The 23,795-nt window shown below is 71.7% G+C and carries 21 protein-coding genes; 14 read left to right on the top strand and 7 right to left on the bottom strand.

What is annotated here, in order from left to right:
* Positions 1 to 72: 72 nt before the first annotated feature.
* Positions 73 to 1,185, bottom strand: coding sequence for a DUF5937 family protein (locus OG522_RS16620; protein WP_329467619.1), 1,113 nt, complete (start codon positions 1,183 to 1,185; stop codon positions 73 to 75).
* A 144-nt stretch (positions 1,186 to 1,329) separates the two neighbouring features.
* Here OG522_RS16620 and OG522_RS16615 point away from each other — a divergent pair, with 144 nt between their 5' ends.
* Positions 1,330 to 1,560, top strand: a complete 231-nt coding sequence (locus tag OG522_RS16615) for a hypothetical protein (RefSeq protein ID WP_329463754.1) — start codon at positions 1,330 to 1,332, stop codon at positions 1,558 to 1,560.
* Positions 1,561 to 1,585: 25 nt separating this feature from the next.
* Here OG522_RS16615 and OG522_RS16610 read toward each other — a convergent pair whose 3' ends face one another.
* Complete coding sequence (locus OG522_RS16610; protein ID WP_329463753.1) at positions 1,586 to 2,788, bottom strand: threonine aldolase family protein; 1,203 nt, start codon at positions 2,786 to 2,788, stop codon at positions 1,586 to 1,588.
* Between the two features lie 131 nt (positions 2,789 to 2,919).
* On the opposite strand from OG522_RS16610, the gene OG522_RS16605 reads away from it, so the two are divergent.
* From OG522_RS16605 to OG522_RS16560, 10 genes are all read left to right on the top strand, one after another.
* Positions 2,920 to 3,843 (top strand): Rossmann-like and DUF2520 domain-containing protein, encoded by a 924-nt coding sequence (locus tag OG522_RS16605; RefSeq protein WP_329463752.1) that lies wholly within the window; start codon positions 2,920 to 2,922, stop codon positions 3,841 to 3,843.
* Positions 3,840 to 4,844 carry a pantoate--beta-alanine ligase gene (panC, locus tag OG522_RS16600; RefSeq protein WP_329463751.1) on the top strand — a complete coding sequence of 335 codons (1,005 nt, stop codon included), beginning with the start codon at positions 3,840 to 3,842 and terminating at the stop codon, positions 4,842 to 4,844. Before OG522_RS16605 ends, panC begins: the two co-directional genes overlap by 4 nt.
* Positions 4,841 to 6,529 (top strand): L-aspartate oxidase, encoded by a 1,689-nt coding sequence (locus OG522_RS16595; protein WP_329463750.1) that lies wholly within the window; start codon positions 4,841 to 4,843, stop codon positions 6,527 to 6,529. Before panC ends, OG522_RS16595 begins: the two co-directional genes overlap by 4 nt.
* A 2-nt stretch (positions 6,530 to 6,531) precedes the next feature.
* Positions 6,532 to 7,557, top strand: coding sequence for a carboxylating nicotinate-nucleotide diphosphorylase (gene nadC / locus OG522_RS16590; RefSeq protein WP_329463749.1), 1,026 nt, complete (start codon positions 6,532 to 6,534; stop codon positions 7,555 to 7,557).
* Positions 7,557 to 8,363 carry a type III pantothenate kinase gene (locus OG522_RS16585; protein ID WP_329463748.1) on the top strand — a complete coding sequence of 269 codons (807 nt, stop codon included), beginning with the start codon at positions 7,557 to 7,559 and terminating at the stop codon, positions 8,361 to 8,363. The genes nadC and OG522_RS16585 overlap by 1 nt, the downstream gene beginning before the upstream one ends.
* 195 nt (positions 8,364 to 8,558) lie before the next feature.
* On the top strand, positions 8,559 to 9,134 hold the full coding sequence (locus OG522_RS16580; protein ID WP_329467618.1) for a hypothetical protein: 576 nt from the start codon (positions 8,559 to 8,561) through the stop codon (positions 9,132 to 9,134).
* A 13-nt stretch (positions 9,135 to 9,147) separates the two neighbouring features.
* Complete coding sequence (locus OG522_RS16575) at positions 9,148 to 9,318, top strand: hypothetical protein (RefSeq protein WP_329463747.1); 171 nt, start codon at positions 9,148 to 9,150, stop codon at positions 9,316 to 9,318.
* A 138-nt stretch (positions 9,319 to 9,456) separates the two neighbouring features.
* Complete coding sequence (locus OG522_RS16570; protein ID WP_329463746.1) at positions 9,457 to 9,921, top strand: BlaI/MecI/CopY family transcriptional regulator; 465 nt, start codon at positions 9,457 to 9,459, stop codon at positions 9,919 to 9,921.
* Between the two features lie 9 nt (positions 9,922 to 9,930).
* The gene (locus tag OG522_RS16565; protein WP_329463745.1) at positions 9,931 to 10,461 is read left to right on the top strand and encodes an amino-acid N-acetyltransferase; all 531 of its coding nucleotides are present in this window, start codon (positions 9,931 to 9,933) and stop codon (positions 10,459 to 10,461) included.
* A gap of 153 nt (positions 10,462 to 10,614) precedes the next feature.
* On the top strand, positions 10,615 to 10,956 hold the full coding sequence (locus tag OG522_RS16560; RefSeq protein WP_053729112.1) for a histone-like nucleoid-structuring protein Lsr2: 342 nt from the start codon (positions 10,615 to 10,617) through the stop codon (positions 10,954 to 10,956).
* On the opposite strand, the gene OG522_RS16555 is transcribed toward OG522_RS16560, so the two are convergent.
* Positions 10,935 to 11,633, bottom strand: coding sequence for an SCO3374 family protein (locus tag OG522_RS16555; RefSeq protein ID WP_329463744.1), 699 nt, complete (start codon positions 11,631 to 11,633; stop codon positions 10,935 to 10,937). The genes OG522_RS16560 and OG522_RS16555 overlap by 22 nt on opposite strands.
* 430 nt (positions 11,634 to 12,063) lie before the next feature.
* Between OG522_RS16555 and OG522_RS16550 the strand changes: the two genes are divergently transcribed.
* Positions 12,064 to 14,589 carry an ATP-dependent Clp protease ATP-binding subunit gene (locus OG522_RS16550; RefSeq protein WP_329463743.1) on the top strand — a complete coding sequence of 842 codons (2,526 nt, stop codon included), beginning with the start codon at positions 12,064 to 12,066 and terminating at the stop codon, positions 14,587 to 14,589.
* Between the two features lie 98 nt (positions 14,590 to 14,687).
* Here OG522_RS16550 and OG522_RS16545 read toward each other — a convergent pair whose 3' ends face one another.
* The gene (locus tag OG522_RS16545; RefSeq protein WP_329463742.1) at positions 14,688 to 17,921 is read right to left on the bottom strand and encodes an NACHT domain-containing protein; all 3,234 of its coding nucleotides are present in this window, start codon (positions 17,919 to 17,921) and stop codon (positions 14,688 to 14,690) included.
* Positions 17,918 to 18,277 (bottom strand): trypco2 family protein, encoded by a 360-nt coding sequence (locus tag OG522_RS16540; protein WP_329463741.1) that lies wholly within the window; start codon positions 18,275 to 18,277, stop codon positions 17,918 to 17,920. Before OG522_RS16540 ends, OG522_RS16545 begins: the two co-directional genes overlap by 4 nt.
* 130 nt (positions 18,278 to 18,407) lie before the next feature.
* Here OG522_RS16540 and OG522_RS16535 point away from each other — a divergent pair, with 130 nt between their 5' ends.
* Positions 18,408 to 18,911, top strand: a complete 504-nt coding sequence (locus OG522_RS16535) for an FBP domain-containing protein (protein WP_329463740.1) — start codon at positions 18,408 to 18,410, stop codon at positions 18,909 to 18,911.
* On the opposite strand, the gene OG522_RS16530 is transcribed toward OG522_RS16535, so the two are convergent.
* Complete coding sequence (locus tag OG522_RS16530; protein ID WP_329463739.1) at positions 18,835 to 22,167, bottom strand: NACHT domain-containing protein; 3,333 nt, start codon at positions 22,165 to 22,167, stop codon at positions 18,835 to 18,837. The genes OG522_RS16535 and OG522_RS16530 overlap by 77 nt on opposite strands.
* A gap of 308 nt (positions 22,168 to 22,475) precedes the next feature.
* Here OG522_RS16530 and OG522_RS16525 point away from each other — a divergent pair, with 308 nt between their 5' ends.
* The gene (locus OG522_RS16525) at positions 22,476 to 23,153 is read left to right on the top strand and encodes a M23 family metallopeptidase (protein WP_329463738.1); all 678 of its coding nucleotides are present in this window, start codon (positions 22,476 to 22,478) and stop codon (positions 23,151 to 23,153) included.
* 4 nt (positions 23,154 to 23,157) lie between these two features.
* On the opposite strand, the gene OG522_RS16520 is transcribed toward OG522_RS16525, so the two are convergent.
* The gene (locus tag OG522_RS16520; protein WP_329463737.1) at positions 23,158 to 23,721 is read right to left on the bottom strand and encodes a TetR/AcrR family transcriptional regulator; all 564 of its coding nucleotides are present in this window, start codon (positions 23,719 to 23,721) and stop codon (positions 23,158 to 23,160) included.
* Between the last annotated feature and the right edge of the window lie 74 nt (positions 23,722 to 23,795).

The raw sequence follows: 23,795 nt of genomic DNA, 5'->3' as shown, positions 1-23,795 counted from the left end.
CCCGAGGGGCGCGGTGGACCGCGCGACCAGCCGCCGACTGGCCGCAGTCGCCTCGACCGCCCCCGCGCAGCGCTACCGCAGCACCCCCTCAAGGAAGTCGCTGCCGAGGCGGGCCACCACCGTCAGGTCCAGCTGGTGCAGTACGTAACGCCCGCGCCGCCGGGTCGTGATGAGCCCGGCCTTCTTCAGGACGGCCAGGTGGCGGGAGACCTCGGGCGCGGTGATGCCGTGTGCGTCGGCCAGCTCGCTCGTCGTGTACGGCGAGCGGGCCAGGTTGCGGCACAGCCGCATCCGCATCGGGTGCGCGAGGGCCTCCATCCGCAGCTTGAGGACCTCGACCGAGGCGGGCGAGGGCAGTTCGGGTCCGTGCACCGGATAGTGGATCACCGGCCGCCAGCCCGGGGCGTGCAGCACCATCAGGTGCGGCCAGCCGAACGAGGTGGGCACGAAGGTGAGGCCGGCGCCGGGCTCCGGGTCGGTGGCGGTCGTCCGCCCCTCGGTCAGCTTGTCCACGCTGATTCGTGTCCCGCTCGCGTCCAGGCTCAGCGCGGCCGACACCGCCTGGACGGCCTCGCCGAGCCCCTTGCGGCGCAGCAGCTCCGCCTTGTGCCGCGCGTCGGCGGCCAGTTGGACCCGGACCCGCTGCCAGGTGTCCGCGAAGAAGGCCTCCTCGCAGTCCTCCAGGAGCCGCCGCACCCACGCCCGCACGGACGCCGGGTCGCTCAACAGGCGCTGGGTGAACTCCACTTGGCGCGGGCCGCGGGTCGCCGCCATCTCCAGGGCGCGCACGCGCAGCGCCGGATCGCGCAGCGGGGACGGCGTCTTGACCCCGTACAGGCTGGAGCAGGTGAACTCCAGGGCGGCGGCGGTGAACCGCTCGTCGGAGAGCCGGTCGAGCAGGTCCAGGTCCTCGGCGAGCGTCGAGCCCGTACGCCCGTCCCAGCCGGGTATGCCCGCGAAGGGCATGAACACGTCGGAGAAGGTGTTGCGCCACAGGAAATCGGCCTCGTGCAGCCGGTCGGCGAGGTCCGGCTTCAGGGCGGCCGCGGTCGCCGTCGCCCAGCCGTGCAGGCCCGGGTGGTGGCCGGGCTCGGAGAGCGCGTGCAGGGCCAGGCCGAGCTCGGCGAGCGGCGAGATCGAGAAGTCGATGCGCTCGGCGGGCAGGCCCGTGATGTCGATGGTCACGCTCATGGCCCCATCGTGCACCGGGCCACTGACAACGCCCCCGCCGATTGACGGTCCCGGTCAATCGGCGCCGCTGGTCAGCGCCATTTGACGCGGCTCGTCAATCAGCGCGACGGGCGGCCCGAACGGGTTCACCGTGGAGGCATGGACGCGATACAGCAGCACATGATCGACAGCTACCGCATGGCCCGGCTCGGTGAGAGCGCGCCGCCGCTCCCCGGCACCCACGACGTGGCGGTGCTGCGGGAACTGCGGGACTACCGCCGCTTCGAGGCGGTTCTGGCGGGCCGGCTCGCCACCGGCCGGCTGCGCGCGGCCCTGGCCCGCCTGTTCGCCCCGCACCACCCCCGTCACCACCCGCCCGCCTGCCGCTGAGCGGGCGGGGCGCCGGGACCACCGGTTACGGCAGCCGTCGTACGAAGTCGGCCACCGCGGCGCGTACGTCCTCGGCGGTCCACGCCAGGCCCGGCGCGTTCACCGTGACCTCGGTGAAGGCGAGGCCGGCCGGTCCCGAGGGGTTGGCGAACCAGCGCCGGAACAGGCAGACGCCGCTCTCCTCGGCCTGGGCCAGCGCGGCCGCGCTGAGCACCTCGGCGTCGTACGGCAGCCACACCTGGAACTCGTGGGTGTGCGGCGGCTCGGGATGGACGCGGAACCACGGCACGCCCGCCGCCGTGAAGCCCTCCTTCATGGCCTCGGCCACGACCTTGGCGTGGGCCACGTACGAGGGGAGTTCGGGCAGCACCTTGCGCAGCCCGAGCAGGCCCGCGAGGGCGGCGGGGAACTGCTGGAAGAGCTGGCCGCCGTAGCGGTGCCGCCAGGTGCGGGCCTGCTCGATCAGTGACTCGGAGCCCACCAGGACCGCGCCCGACAGGCCGCCCAGCGTCTTGTAGAACGACACGTACACGCTGTCCGCGAGGCCCGCGATCTCGGGCAGGGAGCGGCCGAAGTGGACTGTGGTCTCCCAGAGCCTGGCGCCGTCGAAGTGCACCACGGCGTCGCGCTCACGGGCCGCGTCGACCACGGCGACCAGTTCGTCCCAGGTTGGCAGGACGTAGCCCGCGTCGCGCAGCGGAAGCTCCAGCATCAGGGTGGCGAACGGCTCCTCGAAGCCGCGTACCTCGTCCGCGTTCGGCAGTCGCGGCTCCTCCGTCGGGTGGACCGTGCGCAACCCGCTGACCTGGCTGAACGCGTCGCGCTCATGCACTTCGGGGTGGGCCATGGGGTGCAGGGCGACCGTCGGGTCGCCGGTGCGCGAGGCCCAGCAGCGCAGGGCGACCTGCTGGGCCATGGTGCCGGTCGGGAAGAACGCGGCGGCGGGGAAGCCGAGCGCCTCGGCGGTGCGCCGCTCCAGCTCGGCCACGGCGCCGTTGCCGTAGACGTCGGGGAACTCGTCCAGGTCGTAGACCTCGGCGCCGTCCGCCAGGAGGGCCGTCAGCCGCTCCGCGAGGGTGTGGTCGACCGTCTGGTCCGCCAGGGTCCGCTTGGCGCCCCGGAAGACGGCCAGGCGGTGCTGCCGGGCCTGTTCCGGGGTCTTGTCCGCCGTCCCGCCGGGGGCGTCGGAGGTGGACTCGGGGAGGGGATGGAGCTCGGGATCTGCCATGGTGTGATGATCGCCCACAGCCTGTGGACAACCAACGGAGTTTTCCGGCCCGGGGCGTAGCATGACGGGGCCGTTTGATTTTGGTTTGGCGTCCGGTACCCCTCGCGGACTGGAACGGAAGGCCCCCACGCGTGAACGCATCACCAGAGCACCGCTTCGACCACAGTCCGGCGGACCGCCCCGCCCGCCTCGCCGTGGGCGTCGTCGGCGCGGGCCGGGTCGGCCCCGCACTCGCCGCCGCGCTCCAGCTCGCCGGTCACCGCCCGGTCGCGGTCTCCGGCGTGTCCGACGCCTCCGTGCGCCGGGCCGCCACCCTGCTGCCCGACGTGCCCCTGGTCCCGCCCGCCCAGGTCATGGAGCGCTCGGACCTGGTGCTGCTCACCGTTCCGGACGACGCGCTGCCCGGTCTGGTCGAGGGTCTCGCCGAGACCGGCGCGATCCGGCCCGGCCAGCTCCTGGTGCACACCTCGGGGCGGTACGGGACGGCCGTCCTCGACCCCGCCCGACGGGCCGGCGCGCTGCCGCTCGCCCTGCACCCCGCGATGACGTTCACCGGCACGAGCGTGGACGTCCAGCGGCTCGCGGGCTGCTCGTTCGGCGTGACCGCCCCCGAGGAGCTGCGGCTCGCCGCCGAGGCGCTGGTCATCGAGATGGGCGGCGAACCGGAGTGGATCGAGGAGGCGGCCCGCCCGCTGTACCACGCGGCCCTCGCGCTCGGCGCGAACTACCTGGTCACGCTGGTCGCCCAGGCCATGGAGCTGCTGCGCCAAGCGGGCGTCGAGGCCCCCGACCGGATGCTCGGCCCGCTGCTCGGTGCCGCGCTCGACAACGCCCTGCGCTCCGGGGACGCGGCCCTGACCGGTCCGGTCGCGCGCGGCGACGCCGGCACGGTCGCCGCCCACGTCGCCGAGTTGCGCAAGCACGCGCCGGGCACCGTCGCCGGCTACCTCGCGATGGCCCGTACGACCGCCGACCGGGCGCTCGCCCACGGACTGCTGAAGCCCGAGCTCGCCGAGGACCTGCTCGGCGTCCTCGCCGAAGGAGAAGCCCGATGAAGGCCCAGGCCGCCAAGACCGCCCTCGTGCGTACGGCCGCGGAGCTCGCGGCCCTGGAGCGGACCGGCCGCCGCGCCGTCGTCATGACCATGGGCGCGCTCCACGAGGGCCACGCCACCCTGATCCGTACCGCACGCCGACTGGCCGGCTCCGACGGGCAGGTGGTGGTCACCGTGTTCGTCAACCCGTTGCAGTTCGGCGCGGGCGAGGATCTGGACCGCTATCCGCGCACCCTGGACGCGGACCGCGCGATCGCCGAACGCGAGGGCGCCGACGCGGTGTTCGCGCCGTCGGTCGAAGAGGTTTATCCCGGCGGCGAGCCCCAAGTGCGCGTCACCGCGGGCCCCATGGGCGAGCGCCTCGAAGGCGCCTGCCGGCCCGGCCACTTCGACGGCATGCTGACCGTCGTCGCCAAGCTGCTCCACCTGACCGCGCCCGACCTCGCGCTGTACGGGCAGAAGGACGCCCAGCAGCTCGCGCTGATCCGGCGCATGGTGCGCGATCTGAACTTCCCCGTGGAGATCGTCGGCGTACCGACGGTGCGCGAGGACGACGGCCTCGCGCTCTCCAGCCGCAACCGCTATCTCGCCCCGGCCGAGCGGACCGCGGCCCTCGCCCTCTCCCGTGCCCTGTTCGCGGCCCGCGACCGGCTCGCCGCCGAGCACGCCCTGTACGCGCGGGCCGCCGCCGCGGGCGCGGCCACGGGCCGCGCCGACGCGCTCACCGCGATCGGCGAGGCCAGGGCCGCCGCCGACGCGTACGCGGTCGCCGCGGCGGCGCCGTCCCCCGTGGCCATCAAGGCCGTGGCTCAAGGCGTGCTCGACGAGGCGGCCAAGGCCGAACCCCCGGTCGTGGCCGACTACTTGGCGCTGGTCGACCCGGCGACGTTCACGGAGGCCTGCGACGGGTTCGGCGGTGAGGCGGTCCTCGCGGTCGCCGCCCGTGTCGGCACCACGCGCCTCATCGACAACATCCCGCTCACGTTCGGAGCACCGGAATGACAAGCACCGGCATACGGCTTGACGCCCCCGCACCCGGCTGGGCCATCGACGCGGACGTCGTGGTCGTCGGCTCCGGAGTCGCGGGCCTGACCGCCGCCCTGCGCTGCACGGCGGCGGGCCTCGCCACGGTCGTCGTCACCAAGGCCCGCCTGGACGACGGCTCGACGCGCTGGGCGCAGGGCGGCATAGCGGCGGCACTCGGCGAGGGCGACACCCCCGATCAGCACCTGGGCGACACCCTGGTGGCGGGAGCGGGCCTGTGCGACGAGGACGCGGTACGCCTGCTCGTGACCGAGGGCCCGGACGCCGTACGGCGGTTGATCGCCACCGGCGCCCACTTCGACACCGACGAGACGGGTGCGATCTCGCTGACCCGCGAAGGTGGCCACCACCGCCGCCGCATCGCGCACGCGGGCGGGGACGCGACCGGCGCCGAGATCTCCCGCGCGCTGGTCGAAGCGGTCCGTACGCAGGCCGTGCGCACCATCGAGAACGCGTTGGTGCTCGACCTCCTCAAGGACGAGCGGGGCCGCACCGCCGGCATCACCCTGCACGTGATGGGCGAGGGCCAGCACGACGGCGTGGGTGCGGTCCGCGCGCCCGCCGTCGTGCTGGCGACCGGCGGCATGGGCCAGGTGTTCTCGGCCACCACCAACCCGTCGGTGTCCACCGGCGACGGCGTGGCCCTCGCGCTGCGCGCGGGCGCCGAGATCTCCGACCTCGAATTCGTCCAGTTCCACCCGACGGTGCTGTTCCTCGGCGCGGACTCCGAGGGCCAGCAGCCGCTGGTGTCGGAGGCCGTGCGCGGCGAGGGCGCCCACCTGGTCGACGCGTCGGGCACCCGTTTCATGCTCGGTCAGCACGAGCTGGCGGAGCTCGCCCCGCGTGACATCGTCGCCAAGGCCATCACCCGCCAGATGCAGGCGCGGGGCACTGAGCACATGTACCTGGACGCCCGGCACTTCGGCGCCCAGATGTGGGAGCAGCGCTTCCCGACCATCCTGGCCGCCTGCCGCTCGCACGGCATCGACCCGGTGACCGAGCCGATCCCCGTCGCCCCGGCCGCGCACTACGCGTCCGGCGGCATCCGCACCGACCTGCGCGGCCGCACCACGGTGGCGGGCCTGTACGCGTGCGGCGAGGTCGCCTGCACCGGCGTCCACGGCGCCAACCGGCTCGCCTCCAACTCCCTCCTTGAGGGCCTGGTCTTCGCGGAGAACATCGCGGCGGACATCGCGGCGAACGTCTCAACCTACGTACCGGGCAAGGCAGTTGGCGTTGAGCCGCAGGGCGCTGCCGTGCCGCTGCTCGACCCGGCCGCCCGGATCCAGGTCCAGCGGATCATGACCGCGGGCGCCGGAGTGCTGCGCTCCGCCGACAGCCTCGCCGAGGCCGCCGACCGCCTGGAGGCGATCCGCGCCGACGAGCACAAGGCGGCCGTGCCGGGCGTCGAGGCGTGGGAGACCACCAACCTGCTGCTCGTCGCCCGGGTCCTGGTCGCCGCTGCCGCCGCCCGCGAGGAGACCCGCGGCTGCCACTGGCGCGAGGACCGGCCGGACCGCGACGACGCCTCCTGGCAGCGCCACCTCGTCGTCCGCATCACGCCCGAGCGGTCCCTGGACATCCGTCCCACCGCCGGTGCCACCTTCCCCCCGACCGTCGCCGCCACCCCCCTGGAGCCGTAACCGTGAGCACGCCCGAGGAACTCCGTCCCCAGCCGGTGGACGTCCCCCTGATCCAGATCGGTGCGCCCGCCGAGGGCGGCTGCGGCGACGGCTGCGGCTGCGGCGGCGGCGAGGAGGTGTACGAGTGCGGGCTCGACCCGGCGCTCGCCGCGCTGCTCGCCGAGTCGGGCCTGGACCCCGTACAGGTCGAGGACATCGCCCACCTCGCCATCGAGGAGGACCTCGACGGCGGGATCGACGTCACGTCGGCCGCGACCGTCCCCCAGGACGCCGTCGCCACCGGCGACTTCACGGCCCGCGAGGCCGGTACGGTCGCGGGCCTGCGGGTCGCCGAGGCGATCCTGTCCATCGTGTGCACCGAGGAGTTCGAGGTCGAGCGGCACGTCGCCGACGGCGACCGGGTGGCCGCCGGGCAGAAGCTGCTCAGCGTCACCACCCGCACCCGCGACCTGCTGACCGGCGAGCGCAGCGCGCTGAACCTGCTGTGCCGGCTGTCCGGCATCGCGACCGCCACCCGCGCCTGGGCCGACGCCCTGGAAGGCACCGGCGCCAAGGTCCGCGACACCCGCAAGACCACCCCGGGCCTGCGCGCCCTGGAGAAGTACGCGGTCCGCTGCGGCGGCGGCGTCAACCACCGCATGTCGCTGTCGGACGCGGCCCTGGTCAAGGACAACCATGTGGTCGCCGCGGGTGGCGTCGCCGAGGCCTTCAAGGCCGTACGCGACCGCTTCCCGGACCTGGCGATCGAGGTCGAGGTCGACACCCTGGCCCAGGTCGGCGAAGTCCTGGACGCCGGCGCCGACCTGATCCTGCTCGACAACTTCACCCCGGAGCGGACGGCCGAGGCGGTCGCCCTGGTCAACGGCCGCGCGATGCTCGAATCCTCGGGCCGCCTCACCCTGGCGAACGCGGCCGAGTACGCCGAGACGGGCGTCGACTACCTCGCGGTCGGCGCCCTCACGCACTCCTCGCCGATCCTCGACATCGGCCTGGACCTGCGCGAGGCCACCCGAGAGGGCCGGGCCTGATGCTGCTCACGATCGATGTCGGCAACACCCATACCGTCCTCGGCCTGTTCGACGGCGAAGAGGTGGTCGAGCACTGGCGGATCTCCACCGACGCCCGCCGCACGGCGGACGAACTGGCCGTGCTGCTCAACGGTCTGATGGGCACCCACCCGCTGCTCGGCGCGGAACTGGGCGACGGCATCGAGGGCATCGCGATCTGCGCGACCGTGCCCTCCGTCCTGCACGAGCTGCGCGAGGTGACCCGCCGCTACTACGGCGACGTCCCCGCGGTGCTCGTGGAGCCGGGCATCAAGACGGGCGTGCCGGTCCTGACCGACAACCCGAAGGAGGTCGGCGCCGACCGCATCGTCAACTCGGTGGCCGCCGTCGAGCTCTACGGCGGCCCGGCGATCGTGGTCGACTTCGGCACGGGCACGACGTTCGACGCGGTGAGCGCGCGCGGCGAGTACACCGGCGGCGTCATCGCCCCGGGCATCGAGATCTCCGTCGACGCCCTTGGCATCCGGGGTGCCCAGCTCCGCAAGATCGAGGTGGCCCGCCCCCGCTCGGTGATCGGCAAGAACACCGTCGAAGCCATGCAGTCCGGCATCGTGTACGGATTCGCCGGTCAGGTCGACGGCGTGGTGCGGCGCATGAAGCGGGAGCTGGTCGGGCCCGGCGGCGACCCCGACGACGTCACGGTCATCGCGACCGGCGGCCTGGCCCCGACAGTCCTCGGCGAGGCCGAGGAGATCGACGAGCACGAGCCGTGGCTGACCCTGATCGGCCTGCGGCTGGTGTACGAGCGCAACGTGGCGCGCTCCTGAGGCGGAGCCGGACGCCCATAGGGCGGTGGCGCTGATTTTCCCGCGCCGCCGCCCCGCTTATCCGCGCCGCCATTCGAGCCGCCGCCGTCGGCTTTCCGGATTGCCAACGCGCCGGATATCGGGTAATTAAGCGGATTTTGTCCAATTAGCACGTATCGTCACTGCATGCCCACGCCATACGGATCCCGTGGCGGCATGGCGTTCGGCGCAGACGAGCTGCGTGTGCTCCGACGCGCCCTCGCCATCGCCCTCCATCCCAGCACTGTCCAGGACGAGGACATCCAGGACTGTCTGCGCCTGGCCCACTCCGTGGACGAGGCCGTCCGCGAGAGGGACCGGCTGCGCGCCTTCCTGCTGGCCGACCTCGCCCGCTACCGCGCGGCCCTCCCCGGCTCGCTGCCCGGCTACACCGAGCTGCTCCAGGACGCCCTGGCGGCCGGTTACGACCCGGGACCCCACGACCTGGCCGCCCTGCGCGCCCTGCGCTCGAACCCGGTCTGCGCGGCCCTGCTCGAACGCTGCCGGCTGCTGGCCGAGCGCTCCGTGCGGGCGCGTCCGGCGGGTCGCGCCACGACCGCGCCCGGCCAGCGCACCCGGCTGCTCACGCTGGTCGGCGGGCGCGCCGGGGACAAGGACAAGGGTGCCGAGCCGCGCCCGGGAGCCCCGGCCCGCCCGACGCCCGCGCCCGAGCGCCCGGTGCCCAAGCCGTCCGAGGTCTTCCCGCCGCGCCGCCGCCCGGCGCCCCCGCCCGCGCAGCGCGCGGCCGGGTAGCTACCCTGTCGGTATGGACTACGTTTCCGCGCTTCTGCCCCCCGTGGTGATGGCCGTCTTCTTCACCGCGCTCGTCGTGACGATCGTGAAGAGCCAGGGCGGCCCCAACAAGGGCAAGGAGGACGCGGCCGTGGACATCGCGCTCGCGCGCGCCGAAGCCGCGGAGCACAAGCCCGCCTCCTGACCCCGCGGTCGGGACGGCGCGGCACACAGGCACACACCCAGCAGGGGCGCACGGGGCATTTCCCGCCGTGCGCCCTTTTTGCTGCCCGCCCGCGGAAAATAACCAGCCATTCGCGACATCTCCCACTATGGTGCAGATGTGCCCCGTCAATTGGGAGAGCTGGAAGACGCCGTCATGACGCGCGTCTGGCAGTGGAACCGTCCGGTGACCGTCCGGGAAGTCCTCGAAGACCTTCAGCAGGAACGGTCCATCGCGTACACCACGGTCATGACCGTAATGGACAATCTCCATCAGAAGGGCTGGGTCCGCAGGGAAGTCGACGGCCGGGCCTATCGATATACGGCGGTCTCCACGCGCGCCGCGTACGCCGCCGCGCTGATGAACGAAGCCTGGTCCCAGAGCGACAACCGGGCGGCCGCTCTCGTCGCCTTCTTCGGCATGATGTCCCCCGAGGAGCGCGAAGCCCTGCGCGATGCCGTCCGCATGGTGCAGGAGCCGGAACCCGAACCAGAACCCGAAGCCGCACCAGAACCCGAAGCCGGTCCGGAAGTCGAACGCGGATCCGAAGAGGGCGATGCGTCCGGGGCCGGAGCGGGGCGATAGCGTCCAGGCATGTCTTATCCCGCCGCTAATGCCGTCACCGTCCGCCGGGCCAGGACGAGCGATGTACGGGCCGTGCGAAGCCTTCTCGACGCGTACGTCGGGGACGGGATCCTGCTCGACAAAGCAACCGTCACGCTTTACGAGTCCATCCAGGAGTTCTGGGTGGCGGAACGCCACTCGGACGGCCGGGTGGTCGGTTGCGGGGCGCTCCACGTGATGTGGGAAGACCTCGCCGAAGTACGCACTCTCGCCGTGGATCCCGAGTTCACGGGCGCGGGTGTGGGGCATCTCGTGCTCGGTGAGCTGCTGCGGACCGCGCGCAGGCTCGGAGTGAGCCGGGTTTTCTGCCTCACCTTCGAAGTCGCGTTCTTCGCGAAGCACGGCTTCACCGAGATCGGGGAGACTCCGGTCGATACCGTCGACACAGATGTCTACAGCGAGCTGCTGCGGTCCTATGACGAGGGCGTCGCCGAGTTCCTCGGTCTCGAACGAGTGAAGCCGAACACCTTGGGCAACACCCGGATGCTTCTGCACCTGTGATCGGGGAAGCGGCAGGAAGCTGTCGGAACCCTATGTCCGAATCGCGTACGTTTCCCGCTGTGCAAGGATCCTGAACCTCTCCCGGGGGTTTGTGTTTTCCACGCAAAAGCGGTTTCCTTTCCGCGTACTGCATTTTCGATGAAAGGAAATCCGGTGGCACAGAAGGTTCAGGTCCTTCTTGTCGATGACCTCGACGGTGGCGAGGCTGACGAGACCGTGACGTTCGCTCTTGACGGGAAGAGCTTCGAGATCGACCTCACCACCGCCAACGCGGACAAGCTCCGCGGTCTCCTTGAGCCCTACGTCAAGAGCGGCCGGCGTACCGGTGGCCGCGCGGCGGGCGGTCGCGGCAAGGCCCGTGGCGCGCTGCTCGGCACCGGCAACCAGAACACCGCCGAGATCCGCAAGTGGGCCAAGGAGCAGGGTTACAACGTGAACGACCGCGGACGCGTCCCGGCCGAAATCCGTGAGGCCTACGAGAAGCAGAACGGCTGAGTTTCCGCACTCCCCGCACCACCTGGGGATTTAGCGTGAAACAACCGGGCCCGGTGGCATTCCGTCGCCGCCGCGGCCACCAGCCTCACCAGGCTGAGGCCCGCGGCGCGGCCACCGCGGGGTCCGGGGGAGCCGGAGCATCCACTCCCGGGGCCCCCGGAAGCGCTGTCCGTACCGGCGCCACCGCCCTTGGCGAATCCTGTGAATCCGCTGGATTCCGGGGATTTCGCGGATTGTGCGAATCCGGTGAACGCCGGGAGCCGTGTCTCCACCTCGCATCCGGGCTCGGGGGGTCGCAGCCATTCGGCGGCCCCCTGTGAGCCGGGCCGGCCCGGCGGCAGCGGGGCGGTGATCCGACCGCCCGCGCCGATGGCCGTCAGATCGAGGTCGACCCCGCCCCACTCCAGCCAGTCCAGCAGCCCCGGCAGCTCCTCCGCGCTGCCGGCGGCGACCAGCAGCCGCATCCGCCGCCCCATCAGGGCTACCGGACCGGTGTGCTCGTACCGGGCGAGGAGCGCGAAGCCGGCGGTCGCCGGGAGTTCCAGTACGTCGAAGCGCAGTCCGGTGAGAAGCTGGAGTGGAGGACCCGCGGAGACGGCCCAGCCGAGTTCGCGCTCGTACCAGTGCGCGAGCGAGCCATCCAGCGGGGTGCGAGGAGCCGGGACGGTGAGGGCCATGACCGGAGCAACTGAAGAAACGGCGCGGAGTTACGCAGAGTTCCCGGACGGCTGCGCTGCGTTGCCGTTTCCGGGGTGCATGGGGGTGTGAACGGGCGCAGGTGTGTTCGCCCGTAGCTTACGGAACCGGGGTGCGCCGCATGGAGTGTCCGCCCTTACGGGTAAGACATTCCTAGTGGGGAGGGGCGACACGCTCGTCAGGCGGTCTCACGTTCGCCATCGGCGTACTGGAGACAGGGGTATCTACCTGGCCTGCGGGAACATCGTCTCGCACCATCGGGTTGGAGCAGTTGTCGGCTGTTCGGGCCGGGAGGCAATGAACGGGTGTCGGCAGTTGGAATGAGCTGTCCCGCCCTGCGGGACTAGCATGCGGAAGGACAGGGAGGGGACCGCCCCCTTACTGCCCGACCGCTCTGAGGAGCGATTAACGATGTTCGAGAGGTTCACCGACCGCGCGCGGCGGGTTGTCGTCCTGGCTCAGGAAGAAGCCCGGATGCTCAACCACAACTACATCGGCACCGAGCACATCCTCCTGGGCCTGATCCACGAGGGTGAGGGTGTCGCCGCTAAGGCCCTGGAGAGCCTCGGGATTTCGCTCGAGGCGGTCCGCCAGCAGGTGGAGGAGATCATCGGCCAGGGCCAGCAGGCCCCGTCCGGGCACATTCCCTTCACCCCTCGTGCCAAGAAGGTCCTGGAGCTGTCGCTCCGCGAGGCCCTCCAGCTCGGCCACAACTACATCGGCACCGAGCACATCCTGCTCGGCCTGATCCGCGAGGGCGAGGGCGTCGCCGCCCAGGTCCTCGTGAAGCTGGGCGCCGATCTCAACCGGGTGCGGCAGCAGGTCATCCAGCTGCTCTCCGGCTACCAGGGCAAGGAAGCCGCCACGGCCGGCGGCCCTGCGGAGGGCACTCCCTCCACGTCCCTGGTGCTCGACCAGTTCGGCCGCAACCTGACGCAGGCCGCCCGCGAATCCAAGCTCGACCCGGTCATCGGGCGCGAGAAGGAGATCGAGCGGGTCATGCAGGTGCTGTCCCGCCGCACCAAGAACAACCCGGTGCTCATCGGCGAGCCCGGCGTCGGCAAGACCGCCGTCGTCGAGGGCCTGGCCCAGGCGATCGTCAAGGGCGAGGTGCCCGAGACGCTCAAGGACAAGCACCTCTACACGCTGGATCTCGGCGCCCTGGTCGCCGGTTCCCGCTACCGCGGTGACTTCGAGGAGCGCCTGAAGAAGGTCCTCAAGGAGATCCGCACCCGCGGCGACATCATCCTGTTCATCGACGAGCTCCACACCCTGGTGGGCGCGGGTGCCGCCGAGGGCGCGATCGACGCGGCGAGCATCCTCAAGCCGATGCTGGCCCGCGGTGAGCTCCAGACCATTGGCGCCACCACGCTGGATGAGTACCGCAAGCACCTGGAGAAGGACGCGGCCCTTGAGCGCCGCTTCCAGCCCATCCAGGTCGCCGAGCCGTCGCTGCCGCACACCATCGAGATCCTCAAGGGTCTGCGCGACCGCTACGAGGCCCACCACCGCGTCTCCATCACCGACGAGGCGCTGGTCCAGGCCGCGACGCTGGCCGACCGGTACATCTCGGACCGCTTCCTGCCGGACAAGGCGATCGACCTGATCGACGAGGCCGGTTCCCGGATGCGCATCCGCCGGATGACAGCGCCGCCGGACCTCCGCGAGTTCGACGAGAAGATCGCGGGCGTGCGCCGCGACAAGGAGTCGGCCATCGACTCCCAGGACTTCGAGAAGGCGGCCTCTCTCCGCGACAAGGAGAAGCAGCTGCTCGCCGCGAAGGCCAAGCGCGAGAAGGAGTGGAAGGCCGGCGACATGGACGTCGTCGCCGAGGTCGACGGCGAGCTGATCGCCGAGGTCCTGGCCACGGCCACGGGCATCCCGGTCTTCAAGCTCACCGAGGAGGAGTCCTCGCGACTGCTCCGCATGGAGGACGAGCTGCACAAGCGCGTCATCGGCCAGAAGGACGCCATCAAGGCGCTCTCGCAGGCCATCCGCCGTACCCGTGCAGGCCTGAAGGACCCGAAGCGCCCCGGCGGTTCGTTCATCTTCGCCGGCCCGTCCGGTGTCGGTAAGACGGAGCTGTCGAAGACGCTCGCCGAATTCCTCTTCGGCGACGAGGACGCGCTGATCTCCCTCGACATGTCGGAGTTCAGCGAGAAGCACACGGTTTCCCGCCTCTTCGGTTCGCCCCCCGGTTACGTGGGTTACGAAGAGGGCGGCCAGCTCACCGAGAAGGTGCGCCGCAAGCCGTTCTCCGTCGTCCTGTTCGACGAGGTCGAGAAGGCCCACCCCGATATCTTCAATTCCCTGCTCCAGATTCTGGAAGACGGTCGTCTGACCGACTCCCAGGGCCGGGTGGTGGACTTCAAGAACACGGTCATCATCATGACGACCAACCTCGGGACCCGGGACATCTCCAAGGGCTTCAACCTGGGCTTCGCCGCCCAGGGCGACGTCAAGACCGGGTACGACCGGATGAAGGCCAAGGTCAACGAGGAGCTGAAGCAGCACTTCCGCCCCGAGTTCCTCAACCGTGTCGACGACACGGTGGTCTTCCACCAGCTGACCGAGGAAGACATCATCCAGATCGTCGACCTCATGATCGCCAAGGTGGACGAGCGCCTCAAGGACCGCGACATGGGCATCGAGCTCAATGCCGAGGCCAAGTCGCTGCTCGCCAAGAAGGGCTACGACCCGATCATGGGCGCCCGGCCGCTGCGCCGGACGATCCAGCGGGAGATCGAGGACATCCTCTCCGAGAAGATCCTCTTCGGTGAGCTGCGCCCCGGTCACATCGTGGTCATCGGCACCGAGGGTGAGGGTGAGGGGAAGAAGTTCACCTTCCGCGGCGAGGAGAAGTCGGCGCTGCCCGACGTCCCGCCGATCGAGGACGCGGCCGCCGGTGGCGGTCCGAACCTGAGCAAGGAGGCGTAGCCCTCCTCGGAGGTCTTGCCCCAAGGGGCTGCCCCGGCTCGTACGCACCGTACGCGCCGGGGCAGCCCCTTCTTCGTGTCCGTCAACTCCTGCCCGCCTCAGGGGAGTTCGGGCGGTGGCGGGCCGCCGTTGACGGTGACCGTCAGGCCGGGGCGGCGCAGCAGGGCGGCCGGGTTCCACGCGCCCGCCTGGACGGTGCCCACCGCGAGGTCCACCGTCGTCAGCGCGGGGAACACCGCGAGGACCGCGCCGAGGTCGCCGTCGGAGTTGGCCAGCCACAGGTCGAGGTGGCGGACGGTGGACAGCGGCGCCACCCCGGACAGGGCCGCGACCGAGCTGAGCGCGACGCCGAGCCGGGTGATGCCCGCCCGCCCGCGCACGTACGCGAGCAGCCTTGTGGTGGTGGCCGACGCGGAGGGGGCGAGCTCCAGGTGGCTGAGCGCGGGCCAGCGGTTGAGGGCGTCGAAGCCCGCGACCTGGTCGGCCTCCAGGTGCAGGGTGGTGACGCCGCCGAGGACGGGCAGCTGGGCCAGGTGCAGGTCGGTGCTGCTGCCGAACAGCAGGGTGCGCAGCGCCCGGACCTCGCCGAGCGGGGCCAGGTCGACCTCCTGGGAGGACACGTCGAGCAAGCCGAGTGAGGCCAGGCGCGGCAGCCGGGCGAGCTGGGAGAGGTCGCGCAGGCCCGAGCCGCGCAGCACCTCCAGGTCTTCCAGGTGCTCGGCGCTGTCCCGCAGGAAGCCGAGGCCGGTGAGGTGGTCGGTGCCGTTCAGGCGCAGCGAGGCCACCTCGCGTCCGCGCAGCGCCGCGTGGAGTTCGTCCGCGCCGAGGTCCGGCGGGACGGTGATCCACAGGCGGCGGGCGTCGGGGACGTGCGGGAGCTGGGCGAGCTGCCAGCGGGTCTCCATGTGCAGCCGGGCCTCGCGCAGGTCGAGGTGGGCGAGCACTTCACGGGCGTACCGCTCGGCCGGGTAGCGCGACCACTCGGTGGCGAAGAGGTCGACGGCGCATGGGTGGGCCGCGGCCCAGGCGCGGGCGTGGTCGACGGCCTCGGCGTTGCCGACCCGGTTGATGAGCCCGACGACGTTCGGCAGCGCTTCGGCGGGTGTGCCGCCGGGGTCCGGCAGGTGGCCGAGGACGGACGGGCCGAGGCGGGCGAGCAGGGTGACGGTCTCCAGGTCGCGCGGCGGGAGCAGGGCCGCGATGCGCTCGCGGACCCGGCGGGCGGTCGTCTCGTCCAGGTAGGCGGCGTGCTGGGCGCAGCGCGCCGCCAGGACGTGGATCTTCGCCTTGTCCTGGTGGCTCTCCTGCCGGGAGCCCGCGTCGATGAGCCCGTTGACCAGGACCGGACGGTCGCGGCGGCCGCAGTGTCCGGCGGCGAGCAGGATCACGTCCTGCCACTGCTGCTCCTCCGAGGCGTGCCGGAGCAGCTCGTTGAGATGGCCGTCCTCCACGAACTCCTTGGCCGCCAGGAAGTCCTGGAAGGTGCGGTGGGTGAACTGGAAGACGCCGTCGGCGCGTTCCTGGAGCAGCCCGCTGCGGTTGAGCAGATGGCGCAGCACGTCCTCGGGGGTGCCCTGGCCGCGGACGTTCTCCATGCCGGACAGGGCCCGCTTCAGCTGGCGCAGCGCCTGGTCGCGGGAGAACTCCGACTGCCCCTCGCGCACCAGCCACACCGCGATCCGCTGGAGCAGTTCGGTGCACTCCTCGGCGCTGATCTCGATGCCCTCGGGCGCCTCGACCTTGCGCTGCTGGTCCCGGTTGCCGAGCAGCATCCGCAGGGCCGCCTCGTACAGCTTCCAGCGGGTGTCCGGCAAAAAGCCCTGGCGCAGCCGGTGCAGTGCGCAGATCACCGCGCAGAGCAGCGGGGTGCGCGCGAGGCCGCGCAGCGCGCTGTTCTGCTTGAACTGTTCGGACAGGTCGCGCTCCAGCTCGTCCAGGTCCTCGTGCGGGCCGCTGTCGAGGCGGGCCGCGCGGTGCCAGGCGGCGATGAAGGCGGAGATGTCCTCGTCGTTCATCGGGAGCAGTCTGAGCTCCTCGAAGCCGGCGTACTTCAGCCAGTCCGGCTCGACCGCCATCGGCCGTACGGTGACGACGCAGCGGGTGCGCGGGTAGCGGTCGAGCAGGGCGGCGAGCCAGCGGTGCGCCTCCTCGCGGTCCTCCTGCGGGACCTCGTCGAGGCCGTCCACCAGGAGCAGCGCCTGACCGGTCTTCAGGACCCGCCCGGCCCAGCCCTCGGGTGCCGCGTCGACCACCAGCCTTGCGGCGGTGGGGAGTTGGGCGGGCAGCGGGAAGGTGGCGCCCTGGGCGCGCAGGGTGCGCAGCGGCACCACGAACGGGACGAGCGCGTTGAGATCGGCGAGGCCCGGCCCGAGCCGCCCGGCCGCCGCGTGCGCCGCGAGCCACCACACCAGGGTGGTCTTCCCGGCGCCCGCCTCGCCGCGGATGAGGACCCGGGGGCGGGAGGCGAGCAGGGCGTCGATGCGCTGCGGCGCGCTGTCCATCAGCGGGCGGCCCGCCTGCGGCGGCTCGGTCGCCTTCGGTCTCGCCTCCAGACTGAGGTAGGCGGTGTCCAGGTCCCACTCGGAGTCCCGCTTGTTCAGCTCGTCCAGGCCGAAGATCTTCGTCTTGCGGTACGAGGCGCCTATCGCCTCCGCGTACTCGCGCTCGTAGCTCTGGTCCTCAGGCGGTACGCCGGTGACCAGTTCGAGGCCGGTGACGGCGGCCAGTGTGGCGAACGCGGCCCGGAATCCCTCGGAGTCGAAGACGCTGCGCAGTGGCACGCACACCACTCTGCGGTGGCCGCGGCCGCGCGGGATCTCCTTGACCAGGCCGAGCAGGGTCGCCCCCGCGAAGAGCGGCGCGCCCGAGAGGCCCGCGAGCGGGGAGGTGCCGTCGGCGCGCTCGGGCGCCGGCGGCCGGTGCAGTTCGCACACCAGGTCCTCGCGCAGACTGCCCGCGACCGGCAGGACCGTACCGACGAACTGGTCGTAGTCCAGGTGGTGGTCGCTGCCGTAGCGCTGGATGTCGGGGAAGCCGATGATCTCGCAGCCGGGCAGTGACTGCGCGGTGTCGACGGCGCCGAGGCGCAACAGCCCCGGCAGCAGCTCCTCGTCGCTGTAGATCAGTGCGGCGTCCAACTCGGCGTCCTGCCACAGGACTTGGGAGCTCATCTCGCCGATCGCGGGATGGGCGAGCCGGACGGGGGAAGCGCCGATCAGGTTGTGCGCACAGGTCAGCACCAGCCAGGGCGACACGATGACCCCACTGCCCTGGCGCCCGTCGGACAGCACCGCCACCACCCGGTCGGCGGTGGTCGGCACCCCCGTGCTCACCGCGGCCCGGTCCCGAAACGCCCGCCGGGAGCGTCGTTGGCGACCTTCCAGGCGGAGCCGTCGGCGGCGGTGTGCGGCTTCAGGGTGAAGGACACCTTGTGCGTACGCCCCGTGCTGCGCCCGGCGTCCGCGCCGGCGTCCACCACCCAGGCCCTGACCCTGGCGCCGCCCTTGAGTTCCCTGCGCAGCTCCAGCGTGAATTCCATGTGGATGTCGCCGAGCTCGAAGACCAGCGGCTGCCCGGTGGACCGGGCGGCGGCCTCGGTGAGCTGGTCGCGTACGGACTCGATGGCGTCGGCCAGTTCGATGCCGTCGAAAGCGTGGAACGTGTCGGATCCGTGGGTGTCATCGGTCATGGTGCGCCCCCTCGCGTCGCCCCAATTCTGGCTCTGGGTACGTCAGTTGGGACAGGGGTGGGGCGTGGTCGGTGGCTTCCTGGGAATATTAGGTTGCTGCCTAATGGGCCTAGCGTTAGCGTCCTGTGGCATGAAGGCAGTAACCGAGCGGGAGATCCGCGCGTCGTTCATCAATTGCTCCAAGGGCGAGGCCTCGCGCCTCGCCGTGCCGCGCGACCTGGACTCCCGCCCCTGGGACGACCTGGACTTCCTGGGCTGGCGCGAACCGTCCGCGCCGGACCGCGCCAACCTCGTCACGGAGCGCGCCGGCGAGCTGGTCGGGGTCGCCCTGCGCTTCCCCTCGCGCCAGCGCGGCGCGCTCCAGCGCAGCATGTGCTCGGTCTGCCTGACGACGCACTCCGGCAGCGGGGTCTCCCTGATGACCGCGCGCCTGGCGGGCCGAGCCGGCCGCGACGGCAACTCGGTGGGCATCTACATGTGCACCGACCTGGCGTGCTCGCTGTATCTGCGCGGCAAGAAGGTGCCGGACGGTGTCTTCGGCCGGTTCGAGGAGTCGCTCACGCAGGAGGAACAGGTGGAGCGGGCACGGGGGAACCTGGGCGCGTTCCTGGAAAAGGTCGGCCTTCCCGGGTGATCCGGACGTCCGGGGACAGGGCGTCGGCCCCGCGCAGCTCGACGGTCCCGGACCCGACGCGCACCGCCTTCAGCCGGCTCGCCGAGGCCAGTGGGGCGACATCGAGCTCCGCCGCGCTGTCGCGGACGATCAGCATCTCGATGCCGGGAAACAGCCCGGGAATCCGTTCCAGTACGGACGACGGCGTGGGTCCGTAGAGCTCTACGCCCCTGACGGACGCGAGAGCGGCCGTGGTGGGCGGGGCCAGTTCCACCGACCGGCCGGAGACGCCCAGCGTGCCGAGCCGCGGCAGCCCGGTGAGGGCGGCCCAGTCGCCGGAGACCACCGGGCTGCTGTCCGGGCCGAGGTGGAGCGTGTCCAGCCACTCGAACCGGCCGAGACCGGCGAGACCGCCGGCGGGGCTGCTCGCCCAGGACAGGTCGAGCGTCGTCAGCGGCGCGTCGGCGGCCAGGTCGGCGAGCCGCCACGTCCCGTAGAGCTCCCTCAGGGTGAGGCTCGCCAGGCTGGACAGGGCCGAGAGCGCACGCGGGTCGAACCCGTGTGCCGCGTGCAGGGTCAGGGAGCGCAGGGGCACCCCGCTCAGCTCGCTGAGGTCGGTGAGCCGCGGGCACTTCGTGATCGTCAGATCGGCCAGCGCGTCCTGCCCCGCCAGGAACGACAGAGCCCGTAGGGCCGTGTTGTCGCGGAGTCTCAGGCTCTTCAGCCGGACGTCCCCCGCGTACTGCCGCAGCGCGTCCGCCGACAGGTCGCCGCGCGCCTCCAGGAGCGGTCGGCCCCCCAGGGCCCGAAGCGCGGCCAGTTGCTCCTCGGACGTCACGCAGAAGTACAGGTCGGTGGGATCGAGGCGGGCGATGACCTCGTCCGCGTACTGCTGGGTGTCGAACCGGCCCCAGGACCAGGCGAGTTGAGACCGCACCCCGAGCTTCGGATGGCGCGCGAACCGGGCCAGGAAGGGGATGGCGCGGTCGGAACCGGTGTGTGAGGCGGCCGTCACCACGTGCACGGCGATCGTGTCGTCCACCTGGTCCGGCTCCGGCAGCAGGTCCAGGATCAGCGGTCCCGCCTTGGCCAGGATCTGGGCCGCGCGTGAGCTGACGGGCGGGATCAGCCCGGTGGTGCGCCGCTCGACCCCGGCCCGTACCGCGGGGTCGAGCTCCGCCGCGTGCTCCAGGCAGGTCGCGGCCAGCATGTGCACCCGCATGCGCACCGCGGAGGACTCGTGTCCGTCCCCGAAGGCGAGCAACTCGCCGAAGAGTTCCCGGCGTTCGCGCGGGCGGGCGTGTGCGACGGCCATCCGGACCACGTCCTCCCACTGGTCGTCCCCGGCGTGCCGGACCAGCTCGCCCCACGCGCCCTCGTCGACGGCGGCCCGCGCACCCAGGAAGTCCTGGAAGGTGCGGTGGACGAACTCGACGGCGCCGGGGCCCGGTTCGCGCAGCAGTCCGCTGCGGTGCAGGAAGTGGGTGTAGACGGCCGCCGCGTCGCCGATGCGGGCGATCTCGGGGACCGCCGGGAGCAGCTCGCCGATGATCTGCTCGGCGCGCGAACGGTCCATCTCCGTACGCCCGTTGCGGATCAGCCAGTACGCGATCCGCTGGAGGAGCTGGAGCTGGGGTTCCTCGCGCAGCTCGGGCAGGTCCATGCTGCGCTCGCGGTCGCGGCGGGTCAGGAGCATGGTGAGGGCCGCGTCGTACAGGTCCTTGCGGCCGTAGGGCAAAAACCCGCGGCGGTCGCGGTGCAGGGCGCAGATGAGCCCGCACATCAGCGGGTTGGTGGCCAGTCGCCCGAGGTCGGACTTGGTGCGTACGGCGTCCAGGAGCTGGCGCTCGTAGGCGGCCAGGACCGCGTCCTCGTCCTCGGTGCCGGTCCGGGCGGCCGTGTGCCAGCGGCCGATGAACGCGGCCACGCCCGCCGGGCTCATCGTGGACATGGTCAGTTCCGCGAAGTCCTCGTCACCGAGCCAGTCCTCGCGCACGGCCGAGGGGCGCGAGGTGACGAGCCAGCGGTTGCCGGGGAAGGCGGCGATGAGGTCGCCGAGCCAGCCGCGGGTGCGGGCGCGCTCGGCGTCCGGGATCTCGTCGATGCCGTCGACCAGGACCAGGCCCCGGCCCGCGGTGAGCACCCGCGACTCCCAGCCGGCAGGCTGCTCCCCGGCCAGCGGGGAGCCGACCGCGAGCAGGAAGTCCTTGGGGGCGGGCAGCCGTTCTCCGTGCCGGGTCAGGGTGCGCAGCGGCAGGACGAAGGGGATGCGGTCGCGGAGGTACGCCATGCGGCCGTCCGGGGCCGTCGGGTCGTGGCGGGCCGCACAGACGGCGAGCCACTGGACCAGGGTGGTCTTGCCGGAGCCCGCCTCGCCGCGCAGCAGGACGCGTTCGCGCTCGGCGAGGGCCTGGTCGGCGGGCATCGGCAGACAGGGCGCCGGCGCTTCGGCCGGGCCCGGTCGGTCCGGGAAGCGGTCGGGGCGGAAGCGGGAGGCGAGCAGTCCCGGGTGCTGCTCGTAGCGGACGGCGGAGGCACGCAGCTGGTGGGCGAGCTCGGTGCGCGGGGCGGCGGGCGTCGCTTCCAGACTGAGGTAGGCGGCGTCCAGGGGCCAGGTACCGGGCGAGTTGGTGAGGTCGAGCCCGTAGATCGTCAACTTGCCGTGCTTGCGTGCGACATGGGCGAGGTAGCGGCGCTCGAACTCGGCGTCATACGCGTCGGCGCGCGGTGTTCTGGCGATCAACTCATCGACTTTGGCCGCCAGTTCGGCCTGGCGTCGGCTCTGCTGGACGACGGTGGCCGGGACGAACGTGGTGCGCTGGGTGAAGAAGTGCAGGATGTGCAGACACGTGGCGAGCAGCAGGCTCTCGTAGAAGTGCGCGGCGTCGGCGGAGAGGTGGCGCTCCGGGCGGTCGCAGGACCGGCGCAGTTCGCGGGCCAGCGCCCGGTGGCCGAGCGCCACGGCCTCGACGTCGCTGAGGCTCAGCTCGCCGAGCGCGTACAGCGTCGTGGTGAGCGCGTCGGCGACGGCCTGCTCCTCGTCGGCCGGGACGGGCCGCTCGCCGCCGCGCACCCCCTCCTTGACCAGGGCGACCGCGAGTCTGCGCAGGTCGGGCTCGGTCAGGGTGCGCTTCTCGCCGCGGAAGGAGACGTACGAGGAAAGGCGAACCGGCCGGTCCACCAGTCCGGCGCCCGGCCCCTCGGAGACGAAGAGCTTTCTGACGAGGGGGCCGACGACGCTCGTGGCGAGCTTGAGGCCTAACTGTGCGGGGTCCACAACGCGTCAGCGTAGCGAGGGTCGCGGGCCGTTGGTCCCGAAAGGGAAGGACCTGGGGCCCGGTCGCGGTGACAAGCCGCACAGCCGGTCAGGGGCCTACTAGGTGGCCTAGGAGGCGTTGGCCGGGGCTGTCCGGTATTCCCTCACTGATCCTTACGGCTTTCGGTAGTAGATGGGTGTTTTGGGTAGAGATGGGAGTTCGGGTTACCAAGGTGAGGTCGACCCGGTGCGTCCTGCGCGTGCCGGGTCGGCCTCTGCCGCCGGCTCGACCGGCGGCGATCCCTTGTCGCCGTACGGAAGAGTCCCGCATGCCCCAGCGCACCACCTCCCAGCCCGCCCGCGCCTTCGCGTTCCGCCGTCGCACCGCGGGCGCCTTCGCCGTCGCCGCCGCGATGGGAGCCGTCACGCTCCTCGGTACGGGTGTCGCGGCGGCCGGCGAGGTGAACGGCACCGGATCCGGCATCGCCTCGACCGCCACCGCCACCGCCACGTCAGCCGTCGCCCAGCAGGCCAAGGCGCAGAACAGGGCCGCGGCCGCGGTGAAGCGGGCGGCGGCGGCCAAGGCCGCGTCCTGGGTGCACCCGGTCGAGCGCTACACCCTGAGCGCGAGCTTCGGCCTGGGCGGCTCGATGTGGTCGCACAAGCACTCCGGGCAGGACTTCGCGGTGCCGAACGGTACGGGCGTGGGGGCCGCGCACGGCGGCACCATCGTCAAGGCGGGCCCGGTCGGCGCCGGAGACGGCCCGGCGTACGGCAACGCGATCGTCATCAAGCACGCCGACAACACGTACTCGCAGTACGCCCACCTCTCGCGGATCGACGTGCGTGTCGGCCAGAGCGTGACCACCGGCCAGCGGATCGCGCTGTCCGGCAACACCGGAAACTCCAGCGGACCGCACCTGCACTTCGAGATCCGTACGACGCCGAACTACGGCTCGGCCGTCAACCCGGTCGCGTTCCTGAGGACGGTGGGCGTGACCCTCTGACCGCCTATCGGCGGGAGTTGTGGTGGGCCTGGATGACCAGGTCGTTGGCGACTTCGAGGATGCTGGTGCGCTTCTCCTCGGGGTCGCCTTCCATGTCTTTGAGGACGAACATCCCGGCGTGCAAGGAGAACAGCGCCGTGAAGCAGCGGATGCGGTCGGACATGGCGGAGTCCGGGTCCTTGAGCAGGTCGACCATCGCGTGCATCCGCTCCTTGAACCTCTCGCCGATGCTCAGCTCGCGCATGGCCGCCTGGTTCTCCTGCATGAACCGGAACAGCGGCTCCGCGCCGACCAGCGCCTCGCTGTAGCGGCGCAGGATCTCCAGCTTGGTATCCAGGTCCCGCGGCTGCTCCCGGCCCCACTCGATCACCTCGTCCATGGGCCTGGTGAGGTCCTGGAAGAGGCTGATGATGATGTCTTCCTTGGTCTTGAAGTGGTAATAGAGCGCGGCCTTCGTCACATCGAGCCGCTCGGCGATCTCGCGCAGCGAGGTCTTCTCGTACCCCTGCTCACCGAAGAGCTCCAGGGCAACGTCCTGGATCCGCTGGCGGGTGTTTCCTCTGGCCATGCCGCTCTCCCGAATACGTGCGGCCGCCGTCCCCCGGCGGCCGTGCCGTTTGTCATTTACTTACTTGACGCCCG

This window comes from Streptomyces sp. NBC_01431, assembly GCF_036231355.1.
Taxonomy (GTDB): domain Bacteria; phylum Actinomycetota; class Actinomycetes; order Streptomycetales; family Streptomycetaceae; genus Streptomyces.
This window is presented reverse-complemented; position numbering and strand designations above follow the sequence as displayed.

What these genes read in the sequence shown, in the direction of transcription:
- OG522_RS16525 (WP_329463738.1), top strand. Translation starts at nt 22,476, where the DNA reads ATGCCCCAGCGCACCACCTCCCAGCCCGCCCGCGCCTTCGCGTTCCGC.
- OG522_RS16575 (WP_329463747.1), top strand. Translation starts at nt 9,148, where the DNA reads ATGGACTACGTTTCCGCGCTTCTGCCCCCCGTGGTGATGGCCGTCTTC.
- OG522_RS16565 (WP_329463745.1), top strand. Translation starts at nt 9,931, where the DNA reads ATGTCTTATCCCGCCGCTAATGCCGTCACCGTCCGCCGGGCCAGGACG.
- OG522_RS16585 (WP_329463748.1), top strand. Translation starts at nt 7,557, where the DNA reads ATGCTGCTCACGATCGATGTCGGCAACACCCATACCGTCCTCGGCCTG.
- OG522_RS16615 (WP_329463754.1), top strand. Translation starts at nt 1,330, where the DNA reads ATGGACGCGATACAGCAGCACATGATCGACAGCTACCGCATGGCCCGG.
- OG522_RS16580 (WP_329467618.1), top strand. Translation starts at nt 8,559, where the DNA reads ATGGCGTTCGGCGCAGACGAGCTGCGTGTGCTCCGACGCGCCCTCGCC.
- OG522_RS16555 (WP_329463744.1), bottom strand. Translation starts at nt 11,633, where the DNA reads ATGGCCCTCACCGTCCCGGCTCCTCGCACCCCGCTGGATGGCTCGCTC.
- panC (WP_329463751.1), top strand. Translation starts at nt 3,840, where the DNA reads ATGAAGGCCCAGGCCGCCAAGACCGCCCTCGTGCGTACGGCCGCGGAG.
- OG522_RS16540 (WP_329463741.1), bottom strand. Translation starts at nt 18,277, where the DNA reads ATGACCGATGACACCCACGGATCCGACACGTTCCACGCTTTCGACGGC.
- OG522_RS16535 (WP_329463740.1), top strand. Translation starts at nt 18,408, where the DNA reads ATGAAGGCAGTAACCGAGCGGGAGATCCGCGCGTCGTTCATCAATTGC.
- OG522_RS16610 (WP_329463753.1), bottom strand. Translation starts at nt 2,788, where the DNA reads ATGGCAGATCCCGAGCTCCATCCCCTCCCCGAGTCCACCTCCGACGCC.
- OG522_RS16595 (WP_329463750.1), top strand. Translation starts at nt 4,841, where the DNA reads ATGACAAGCACCGGCATACGGCTTGACGCCCCCGCACCCGGCTGGGCC.
- OG522_RS16550 (WP_329463743.1), top strand. Translation starts at nt 12,064, where the DNA reads ATGTTCGAGAGGTTCACCGACCGCGCGCGGCGGGTTGTCGTCCTGGCT.
- OG522_RS16520 (WP_329463737.1), bottom strand. Translation starts at nt 23,721, where the DNA reads ATGGCCAGAGGAAACACCCGCCAGCGGATCCAGGACGTTGCCCTGGAG.